Genomic DNA, 10,900 nt, shown 5'->3' with positions numbered 1-10,900 from the left:
GTCAATAGCTGCAGGGAAACGCCCGGTCCCATTCCGAACCCGGAAGCTAAGCCTGCACACGCTGATGGTACTGCAACCGGGAGGTTGTGGGAGAGTAAGTCACCGCCGACACCAAACAACAAACACAACAAAATACAACAAAGAAGCCGTAAACACACAACACAGTGATGTTTACGGCTTTTTTGCGTTTTCCACATACTTTACAGCCGCCTTCGGTCCGGAAGATCAGCCGTCTTGACTGCCCGTACTTGACTTCCCGTAGGGGTTATGTGAAGAAGCGGCCATTAATCCGCCTAAAGACACCAGCGATGCCAACCCTCAACCTTTCCTTTTACCCCCGTTGCCTATTAAGGGTCGACTCTGGGGATCCCTGCGGGTTTAGGTAATCCTATTCGAACACAAACACCCCCACCAAGGTCATATGTCCGGTACTTGGGATAGTATTTGAGTACTCGTTAGAAAACAGATACGAATCTGTCTCTTCTCGTTGGAGTGCCCCGCTGTGACTGCCACATTATCCCCACCCGAACCTGATGTTGCCCTCGACTACCCCGACACCCTACTCATTGACGACCCAACCTCCACCGGCCCCAACATCGAGCCGGAAGTCCCCGAAGCGTTCTATACCACCAACGCACCCGGCAACCACATCGGCCAAGCCGGCACCTACACGCGTAAAACTTCCTGGTTCCTCTACCGCGCAATCCTGCCCCAACTAGACGACGACGTCGACTTAACCCTCACCAGCCTGGCCAAAGACCTCGGCATCTGCTATTCCAAACTTCTCGGGTATATCCGCGCCCACTACCGCATGCGCCAACTACCCCTCGTCACCGAAGTGCAAGGCCAGCACTGGATACTCGATCTGACCAAACTGCGCATCATCGACCGCGAACTCAACAGACTTGAAGACAACCCTGACCACCTCGAAGCTATCGACGCAGCACTCGCAGACTTCCTCACACCCACCACACCGAACGAAACAGTACCCGCCGACGCCGACCTACGCCGGTTTATCCGCACCTTCATCGACACCCATCTGCGCCCAGAAGATAAAGAACAAAAACCCGAACCACGGCTGCGCATCAACTACAACCCGGACAACACCACCACACTCACCCTCACCTGCGATACTGCTACCGCCACCGTTATCGCCCACCACATCGACGCCTACACCAATAAAGCCAAAACCACCGCAGCACAAGGCCTTATCGACCTCATCCTCGAAGACACCCAAACTAGCGTCGCGATCAACACCTTTACCACCAACGAAGACACCAACAGCGTCTACATCCCAGGCGCCGGATGGATAAACCTCAACCAGGCGCCCACAGACACAACTTTCTTACGCCGCCTTGTCGCCGACGAGGTTGATGGATACATCCCAAATGCGGACATCCGCGCCTACACCCAAGGCAGAGACGCCACCTGCCGCTGGCCCGGCTGCACCATCCCCGCCACACAGTGCCAACTAGACCACCGCATCGAATACCACCAAGGCGGACCCACCAGTCCGGATAATTTAGTGAATCTGTGCCAACACCACCACAACATCAAAACCGACCGCCGCGTCCACTACATCCTCGACCCCATCACCGGCACCATCGCCTGGCTCCACCGAGACGGCACCTACCAACTAGACCACGCCACCGGACCACTAGCCACACACCAAACACACTGGAACCACACCTGGGCACAATACCTCGCACTACAACAACAAAAAACAAAAAGAGGAACGGCAACAGATTAGGTTGATTGCATCCGGAGCACGGTTGAATGAATGGTCGTGCCTCGCTTTAGTGTGCCGTTTTCCTCCTATGGGATGATGTTTGCCGTCGTTCAGGGTAGTTAAACTATAAGAGGTAATTTCCCATTTACAAGGAGAATTTGTCTTATGACTGATGCTGCGGCTCGCGCCGTTGACTTGTTCAAGCAATACGGAAGCGATGACACAGCCGTTGTGGCCCTGGATCATGTATCCATTGAATTCGGCAAGAACGAATTCACTGCGATCATGGGCCCATCGGGCTCCGGTAAGTCGACGCTAATGCACACCATGGCTGGTTTGGATTCCGCGACTTCCGGCTCGGCGTTTATCGGCGACACTGATATGTCGGCGCTCAACGACAAGGACATTACGGCGCTGCGCCGTGATCGGCTGGGCTTTATTTTCCAGTCCTTTAACCTTGTTCCTACGCTGACTGCCGCGGAAAACATCACGTTGCCGACCGACATTGCGGGTAAGGACGTCGATAAGCAGTGGTTCGAAGAGGTAACTCGCCGCCTAGGCTTGGCAGAGCGCTTGGAGCACCGTCCAGCTGAGCTTTCTGGCGGCCAGCAGCAGCGCGTAGCCTGCGCTCGCGCATTGGTTTCCCGTCCGGAAATTATCTTCGGCGATGAGCCAACCGGCAACCTGGACTCCAATTCTTCGGCCGAGGTGCTCGATATTTTGCGCACGGCAGTGGACAAGGATGACCAAACCGTGGTCATCGTGACGCACGATGCGAAGGCAGCGTCGTACGCGGACCGAGTGGTTTTCCTTGCTGACGGCAAGCTTGTCAACGAGTTGCACAATCCGACGATGGAGGCCATTCACCAGGTAATGGCGGAGATTGAGGGCTAAATGGCACGCGGAAATGCAATGCGCAGAGTGTCCCTGCGCAATATCGTGGCGCATAAGTTGCGCCTTGGGCTGACAATTCTCGCGGTGGTCTTGGGCACAGCGTTTATTGCCGGCTCGTTTATGTTCACCAATTCGCTGAAGTCTACATTTGACTCCGCCGTGGATAATGAATTTCGTGGCGTGGATGCGGTGGTGAGCCAGAAGGACGACAATGGCGCGAAGCTGGATGAAAAGCTTCGCCAGAAGTTGGCCGATGATGAAGATGTCAAGAACATCAATATTGCGGATTCGGAGACTGTCGTCGCAGCCAATGAGAACTCGGAGGCCTATCAGACTCAGGGCGGTACGGCCAGCGTTGTCCCGTTTTATCCAGAGGATAAGGTCGTTGGTGGTGCCGATAAGCTGAAGGAGGGCGAGGAGCCGAGCGGTAAGGACGAAGTCCTTGTCAATTCCTCCGCGGCGGATAAATACGGAATCTCCGTGGGACAAAAGCTCATTGTGGTTCACCCCGATGAGCAGGATACGGTTACCGTTTCTGGTATCTCGGAGCCCGCCGTCGACCAGGGCGATAGCATCGTGCTGAGCATGGCCGAGAAGGACTACCTGGAGCGCTACGGCGATCCGAGCCAGCTCAAGGTTTCTGCGGCCGAAGGCGTGGATGCGAACGCCTTGGTGGATCACCTAAATGACAAATATGACGTCAAGGCGGAGTCGGGCGAGCGCCTGGCGGAGGAAACCTCTGAGATGATGTCCTCCGCCTTGAAGTTCATTAACTACTTCCTCATTGCGTTCGGCCTGATTGCACTGCTGGTGGGCACGTTTATCATCGCTAATACCTTCTCCATGATTGTCGCGCAGCGCACCAAGGAATTCGCTCTCCTGCGTGCGCTGGGTGCTTCCCGCCGCCAGATTACGAACTCGGTGGTGGTGGAATCTGCCATCGTGGGACTTCTGGGTTCCATTGTCGGCGTTGTTGCCGGCATGGGCTTGGTGGCCATCATCAAGGCAGTAATGAGCGCGAAAGGAATGCCGTTCGACGGTGGCTTGGGCCTGAGCGTTTCGGCCATCGTGGTCCCGATTATTTTGGGCACCATCGTGACGGTCGTATCCGCGTGGGCCCCGGCACGGCGCGCAGGTCGCGTGCAGCCGGTTGAAGCGATGCGCACCACCGAGTCTGCTTCCGCAACGTCCCTGAAGGTCCGCACGATTTTCGGTGCCATTATTTTGCTGGTTGGCATTGTTGCGGCGTTGGCAGGCGTGCTTTCCGACGGCGAGACGAACGTCCGCGCCGTCCTCGTCGGTGTGGGCGCGTTCGGGATCATTGTCGGATTCTTCTTGGCTGGCCCAGCCCTGTCGCTCCCTTTGGTGCCGACGGTAGGCAAGGTAATCGGTGCGCCTTTCGGTGCTATCGGTTCTTTGGCGGCGACGAACTCGCGTCGCAATCCACGCCGCACGGCTGCTACTGCATTTGCCCTGACCCTAGGCGTGGCCTTGGTGACGGCTATTGGCATGCTTGGCGCGACGATGAAGTCCTCCGTGGCCGATACCGTGGAGCAGAACATCACCTCCGATTACCTCCTTTCTGGCCCTAGCTCCGGTGAATTCCCAACACCGAAGGACACTGGTAAGCGTGCGGCTGAGGCTGAGGGCGTAGATAAGGCCATCACCATCGGTATGGCTCCGGTGACCGTTGATGGTCAGGCATCGATGGATTATGGTCCGCAATTCCAGCAGACCACGACTGCGGATGGAGATCCGTCGTCGATGATTGCGCTCGACATGGTCGAGGGCGATGCCAACTTGGATAAGGGATTCATTGCTACCGAAGACTTTGCCAAGGAACACGGCTGGAAGGTAGGAGAGACCTATAAGGTAGCTTCTGCGGAAAAGGACAAGAAGGCCGAGGCCAAATTGGTCGGCATCTTTAAGCCCACCGATGTGGTGCAGAATATGGTGCTCTCACAGGAGGTAGCTGAAAAGGTTGCACCGGAGAAGTCCTTTACCGTCCAGATGGTGGGCGTCTTGGGTCAAGAAGGCTATGACAAGGAAGAACTGCGCCATAACCTGGAGGATGCGGTCAAGGATCTGGTTGTGGTTCAGGTCAATTCCGGTGAGGAGTATGCGGGCCAAGCTGCAGGCTTTATTGACCAGATGCTCTCCATCCTTTATGGTCTGCTCGCCCTTGCCGTCATTATTGCGGTGTTGGGCATTGTCAATACCTTGACCTTGGGTGTAATCGAGCGCCGCCAGGAGATCGGTATGTTGCGGGCTGTGGGCACACAACGCCGCCAGATCCGCACGATGATTACCCTGGAGTCGGTGCAGATCGCGCTCTTTGGCGCGGTGATGGGCATCCTCATTGGGCTCGGCTTGGGCTGGTCCTTCATCAAGATCCTCGGTGATGAGGGACTAGACTCTGCGCAGATTCCGTGGGCAATGGTGCTCATTATGCTTGTGGGCTCGGCCCTCGTCGGCATTATCGCGGCAGTATGGCCGTCGCACCGCGCGGCGAAGACACCGCCATTGGAAGCAATCGCCGACTAGCTGCCTAGTCTAAGGCCTCCCCTCATCACACGTTGAGGGGAGGCCTTAATGCTTTTACGCGGCCATCCATGCCTTGACTGCCGATACCGCATCCTTGGTCTTCATATCGGGCAGGTAGGCGTGCATGGTGGCCAGCGCGATGGAAGGAAGCTTCAATTCATCGTGATAGCACAGGTACCACGGGTGCTCCTCGGGCTGGAATTTGCGCTTGCTGGCCGCGAGGGTGCGGAAGCCATAGAGAGGTTCTACTTCCTCCCCAATGCGATTGAGGGCGACGTCGAGCCAGTTAGGCTCGTCAGGCTGTCCAGCCAATGGCGCACCGGACAAGGAGATCCAGGCAAGGCCTTCGGACTGGGCAATGAGCATAGCCTCTGAGATGAGGAGCTCAATTACTCCCTTAAAGCCGTGCTCGTTGCGGCGCATGACGTCGAGAACGTAACCGGCAATAGCACCATTTTCGTATACCGGCATCCAACTGGTCACACCATGCAAAGTGCCGTCGGCGGACTCAGCAAGCAAAAGCCGGGTGCCGGTCACCGTCATTTCTTCTAAGCCGCCGAGGGTAAAGCCCATCTCGGGTAGGGCCTTGTCGGAAACCCAGTCCTCGCTGAGTGCGCTAATGCGGGCGATAGAGGCTATATCTAGCTCCTCCCACGTGGTCCACCGAGTACTAACTCCTTCCTTCTCGGCTTTGTTTCGGGCCGTGCGCACATTTTGGAATTTCTTTCCTTTGAATTCCACGGATTCGCAGTTGAGGACTGCTTCTTCTGCAACTTGAAGGCGCTTGAGCTGCGGGTGAGCATCCGCGAACTGCGCATTGACGGAATACCACGCCACGGCCCAGCCTTGCTCGGCGGCAAAGCGCTCGAATTCGGCGCTGATATCGTGGCCGACGGGGGCGCCCAGCGTGAGCGCGATGCCATTGGAGACACGGTAGGCCACATAGGAGTCACCGTGGAAGAAATACCGGTTGGATTTCCACAGCGTCATAAAGGAAAGATGATCGCCGGTGCCGGATTCGAGCAGGCGGCGGGCCGAGTCGCGGTCGGATTCTTGTGCAGGATCAACGGGCCGAGAAAAGCCAAGGTAGAGCCGGACTGCCAGCAGGATCCAGAAGGCGTTTCCAACCCATAGGTAGATGAACCAGGAAAACATCGTTGCCGGTGCGACGTGGTGGGGAAGGATAAGCGCAACGACGGCCGGAACGAAGCGCAAGGGAGTCTCTGCGAGGATGTCGGCAAGATTTGCTGGGGGAACGGTGTTGTGCAACGAGGCCGTAAGGATCCACAAGCCCGCGCCGAGGGTAGAGGCAAGGATAGCGAAGACAATAGTGCGGGTGAAATATGCGCGGTTTTCGCGGATCCGGAAGAGCGAATAATTGATAAGCAGCATGAACAGCGCCAAGAGCCAAGGCAGGATGACGAGCACGAGGTTGGGCAGGAGGTAGCTCAGGCGGGAATCATCCCAAAGCTGGTAGGTCAGCAACGCGATGGCCAGTACTTGGGTGATAACCGCCATCCACCAAGCGAGCACGCGGCCCCGCATGAGACCAAAGCACACCACCAGCTGGATGATAAACGGCATGATATTGGCTACCAAGGCGCCGATGCCTTGGGCACGGGCGAGATCGACTGCGGCGGTGCAACTGGTAGAAGTTAGCGAATCTGCGCAGACTTGAGTGGCCTCCAGAGCCGAAAGGTGTGGTGCCCACAGGAGCTGTGTGATTTGGGAGAACGGACCTTCGGCCATGGGGTCGAGTGCCACGAAGGCGGGGCCAATGGCTACGCAGGCGATACCGACGGCGAGGAGCACGCGACGCTCCCTGATGGAAGGCGGTGCGGATTCGGGTTTAAAGAGCAATTGGCCAGCCGTAATAGAAAGCGTGGCGGCGACGATGCCGAGAACATCTGACATGGTGCCGGAATAGAGCACAAAGGTGGCGGTAAGCACGATAAGCGAAACGCGCAGTCGCCGGCGCCATAGGCGAGGGAGTAAAGCGGAAGCAAATCCAGCAGCACCGGCGATAAAGCCGATAGGGGTGAGGAAGGTATCGCTCAATAAGTCATTGCCCCATCGGTTTAGGCCTACGGTCTCAATGCCGCGGGCGAGCACGATGGACAGCGGGACGCTGATGAGCTGGGAGACAACTCCTACCGCCAATGTGCGCAATGAACCTAAGCGCCATTCAGCGGGAACGAGCCAGAGCACGATGAGCACGGACAAGATAATGGCGCCGCCGGGGTGCGCGGTAGTCAGCGCCAGCCAGTGGGAGGTGGGGAAGTCCACTAGGTGAAGCGCCCACATAATGACTAAGACGGCTAGGGAAACGGGAAATCTGGTCAGGATGGTTTTAAGAACGGACATCGTGGGCTCTAATTCCATCGAAGGGATCCTTGATAGCGGTCATTCCACCGCGGCTAGCGGCCCAAGCGAAGGATTCGCGCAGGGCTGGGCGCCACACCTGGAAGGAGTGGCCGCCGGGCCGGGTGCCAAAGTAGGTTTTCATGCCGGCGGCGCGGGCGGCATCGGAAAGCGAGCGCAAAGCATTGACCGAAGCAGTGTCCTTATCGCCAGCGATGAAGATGGCCTGGGTAGAGAAGTGCTTGTGGGCGAGCAAGTGGGCGGGGTCTTGGTCATTGAAGGCGGATTCGTCCCCGGCGAAGAATTTCTTCACCGTCGCAGCGTGGTTGCCAATGGTGGGCTCAGCCTCGCCGGAAATGTCGATGATGGAACCATAGGCTTCGGGGCGGTTGGTGGCGATCTGTAGGGAGCAGGTGCCGCCGTAGCTTAATCCGCCCACCGTCCAGGTGTGCTGATCCGGGTTGACTTTGAATTTTTGTTTAATGGCCTGTGGTACGTCCTGGCTGAGGTAGGTCATTACCTTAGCCTGGGAGCTATCGGCGCAAATGGGGTTGGCGGTTTCAGAGCCGGTGGCGTCCACGGCTATGACGATGGGGCTGCGGCCCCCGTTAGCCGCCTGGAATTGGTCTGCAGTTTCGGCCGCCTCGCCCGAACCGAACCACTGATCTGGGCCGCCCGGGTTGCCGTGCAGGAGCACGATGACAGGCAAGGTGTGGTCCGTCCAGTATGCCGGCGGAATATACGCCGTGGCTTGCCGAGCGGCGAAATGGGAGGTGGTGCCGGGAAGATCCACATGGACGATGGCTGCACCAGACTTGGTGTGGGAAAACTCTTCGTAGCTCATTTCCTTTGCCACAGGGCGCGGGTCAAGGGACGCAATATCTGGATAGGTTTGATATTCCATGTTGACGATGCCGACCGTGGCCAAAAGGGAAAAGATTCCGGCGGTGACCGTGACAATCTTGGGCTTGCGTATCAGCGCCGCCACGGGGACGAAGGCGGCGAGGAAGATGTACCACGGTACTTGCCAGTGACGGAGTAGGAACCAAGCAATAATGCACAGCAGGGCGGCGATGACCAGTGGCCACACCTTGCGCTGGAGGAGAATGATGATGGCCGCAATCGCGAGGATGGCGTAAAAGATCACGCCATTGATGGGATCCGCCAAAGGCAGATTCAAAAGGAAACTCACGCGAAAAATATTAGGCCTGAGCGGGCCAAAAGTAACTGCTAGTTAGCTGGGAGTTTACCCCTTTAAATCCCGTGATAAATGCGGGCCGCCCAGATGGTGCCGCGCCAAGCTAATACGATGCCGAGCCCGATGGTCCAGAAGAGATACTTGCTAAGCCGCCACCATTGCCTGCGGTTGATCATTTCTCCTAGTTCCTTGGCCAGCGTGGACCAGGTGGACAGGCCACCTGCAAGGCCGAGGGCGAGGAAGGGGTGGATGAGGGGGACGTCGGCAAGCTGGGCGAAACCATAAGCCAGGCCGAGGGCGAGGGAACCCAAAATATTCGCCACGAAGGTGCAATAGGGGGCGGGCAAAAGTCGGTTAAAGCTATAGCGCAGGCTGCCGCCTATGAAGCCGCCGAGAAGGACGCAAAGAAGATTCATCGCAGCTTGTCACCCGCCAGGTAGCCGCCCACGCAGCCAACGATGGTGGCTAGAACATAAGCCAGAGCGATGGTCCAGTGCGCCTCGGAGGTCAGGAAAGCGAAGGTAGCGAAACTAGTGAAACCGCCCAGCACGCCCGTGCCCCAGAATGGGCTGGGGCGGAAGTAGCCCATGAGCGCGCTGCCAAGGATATTGATGATGAGCAGCGGGATCATGCCGCCGCCGAGTGCTACGGAAAGCAAGTATCTGGCAGCCGCACCGAGCGCGGCGCCAGCACCCACGACGAGGAATTGAGGCATGCGCCCTATGTTACCTCCAGTCCATTCCTTGGGACTCTACGAACGCGCGCACCTCATCTACCGGCTTAGTGAGCTTGGGGTCGAAGGCGAGATAAGCCTTAGTCTCGCGGGCTACTAGCCCGGAAAGGAGCAGCAGCCCAATGAGGTTCGGGATGGCGATGAGGCCATTGGCCAGATCGGAGAAGGTCCAGGCAAGCTCGAGCTCTGAGACGGAACCGACAAAAAGCAGACAGGCAAAGAACATGCGGTAGGGGATGGAAGCCTTGCGGCCGCACAGGGATTCCAGGGAACGCTCGCCATAATAAGCCCAGGCCATGATGGTGGAAAAGGCGAAGAAAATAATGGAGAGCGAAACGATGGTGCCGCCCCAGTCTCCGGGCAGTACACGAGAGAAGGCCTCAGCTGTCATGATTCCGGCTTCGTCTCGGCCCATGTCCCAGGTGCCGCCCACCACAATGACCAAGCCGGTAATGGTGACCACAATGATGGTGTCAATGAAGGTTTGCGTCATGGAGACTAGCCCCTGGCGCGCCGGGTGCGGGGTTTTGGCGGCCGCCGCGGCGATGGCGGCGGAGCCCATGCCGGACTCATTGGAGAAGATGCCGCGGGCGACGCCGTATTGAATAGCCATCATGAAGGTAGAACCCACGAAGCCGCCGCCGGCGGCCGTGCCGGTGAAAGCACCGCTGAAAATCATGGCGAAGGCGGCGGGGATCTCGCTAGCGTGCGAGAAGATCACAAACAGTCCACCAAGAACATAAACGATGATCATTAAAGGCACGAAGGCCGCGGTGATGCGGCCGATGGCCTGGATTCCCCCGAGGAGTACGGAGCCTACCAAGACGAACAGGATTGCACCGGTGGCCGCTGGGGCGATGCCGAAAGTGGATTCCATATTGGTGGCCACGGCATTGGCTTGGGCGAGGTTGCCGATGCCAAAGGAGGCGCAGATTGCGAAGATGGCAAAGAAGACAGCTAGCACGGAGCCGAGCGGTCCGGGGATACCGCGCTTGAGATATTGTTGCGGGCCGCCGGACATCTCGCCATTGGAATCGGTGGTGCGAAAACGCACTCCGAGGTACGCCTCGGTGTATTTGGAGGCCATGCCCACTAGGCCCGTAATCCAGATCCATACCAGCGCGCCGGGGCCACCAATAGACAGCGCGGTGGCCACGCCCACGATATTTCCCACGCCTACGGTGGCGGCAAGGGCGGTGGTCAGCGCCTGATAATTGGAAATATCTCCTTCGGTGGACTCATCATCAGAGTCTGTGGCAAAGACGTGGCGCGTCGCACGCCCTAGCGTCCGGAACTGGAGGCCACCCAAACGGATTGTCAGCCACAGGCCCGTGCCCAACAGGAGTGGAATGAGGATGAATGGTCCCCAGACCACGGTGCTGATGGCGGAGAGAATGGAATTAAGCGAGTCCATTCTGCAAATCTAGCGAACTATAGAAAT

At 57.7% G+C, this 10,900-nt stretch carries 8 protein-coding genes and 1 rRNA gene; 4 read left to right on the top strand and 5 right to left on the bottom strand.

Features of this window, described 5'->3' with window-relative positions:
• The 4 genes from rrf to RAE07_RS09610 all read left to right on the top strand — a co-directional run.
• Positions 1-111: ribosomal RNA gene (gene rrf / locus RAE07_RS09625) — 5S ribosomal RNA — on the top strand; the annotation flags it as partial.
• Between the two features lie 391 nt (positions 112-502).
• Positions 503-1,750, top strand: a complete 1,248-nt coding sequence (locus RAE07_RS09620; protein ID WP_317001766.1) for an HNH endonuclease signature motif containing protein — start codon at positions 503-505, stop codon at positions 1,748-1,750.
• A gap of 144 nt (positions 1,751-1,894) precedes the next feature.
• Complete coding sequence (locus RAE07_RS09615; RefSeq protein WP_200288678.1) at positions 1,895-2,623, top strand: ABC transporter ATP-binding protein; 729 nt, start codon at positions 1,895-1,897, stop codon at positions 2,621-2,623.
• Positions 2,624-5,167: an ABC transporter permease gene (locus RAE07_RS09610; protein WP_200288679.1), complete on the top strand. Its 2,544-nt coding sequence runs from the start codon at positions 2,624-2,626 to the stop codon at positions 5,165-5,167.
• A gap of 54 nt (positions 5,168-5,221) precedes the next feature.
• Here the strand turns inward: RAE07_RS09610 and RAE07_RS09605 are convergent, their stop codons facing one another.
• The 5 genes from RAE07_RS09605 to RAE07_RS09585 form a co-directional block, all read right to left on the bottom strand.
• On the bottom strand, positions 5,222-7,549 hold the full coding sequence (locus tag RAE07_RS09605) for an MprF family protein (protein ID WP_317001765.1): 2,328 nt from the start codon (positions 7,547-7,549) through the stop codon (positions 5,222-5,224).
• Positions 7,518-8,720 (bottom strand): alpha/beta hydrolase, encoded by a 1,203-nt coding sequence (locus RAE07_RS09600; RefSeq protein WP_317001764.1) that lies wholly within the window; start codon positions 8,718-8,720, stop codon positions 7,518-7,520. Before RAE07_RS09600 ends, RAE07_RS09605 begins: the two co-directional genes overlap by 32 nt.
• Positions 8,721-8,782: 62 nt before the next feature.
• Complete coding sequence (locus RAE07_RS09595; protein WP_259825308.1) at positions 8,783-9,142, bottom strand: fluoride efflux transporter FluC; 360 nt, start codon at positions 9,140-9,142, stop codon at positions 8,783-8,785.
• Entirely contained in the window at positions 9,139-9,441 is a 303-nt protein-coding gene (locus tag RAE07_RS09590; protein ID WP_049360965.1) for a fluoride efflux transporter family protein, read from the bottom strand. The genes RAE07_RS09595 and RAE07_RS09590 overlap by 4 nt, the downstream gene beginning before the upstream one ends.
• A gap of 10 nt (positions 9,442-9,451) precedes the next feature.
• Positions 9,452-10,873: an alanine/glycine:cation symporter family protein gene (locus tag RAE07_RS09585; RefSeq protein WP_259825310.1), complete on the bottom strand. Its 1,422-nt coding sequence runs from the start codon at positions 10,871-10,873 to the stop codon at positions 9,452-9,454.
• Positions 10,874-10,900 lie beyond the last annotated feature (27 nt).

Source organism: Corynebacterium nasorum, from assembly GCF_032821635.1.
Classification (GTDB): Bacteria; Actinomycetota; Actinomycetes; order Mycobacteriales; family Mycobacteriaceae; genus Corynebacterium; species Corynebacterium kefirresidentii.
The sequence above is the reverse complement of the archived record's forward strand: the minus strand, read 5'-3'. Positions and strand labels throughout refer to the sequence as shown.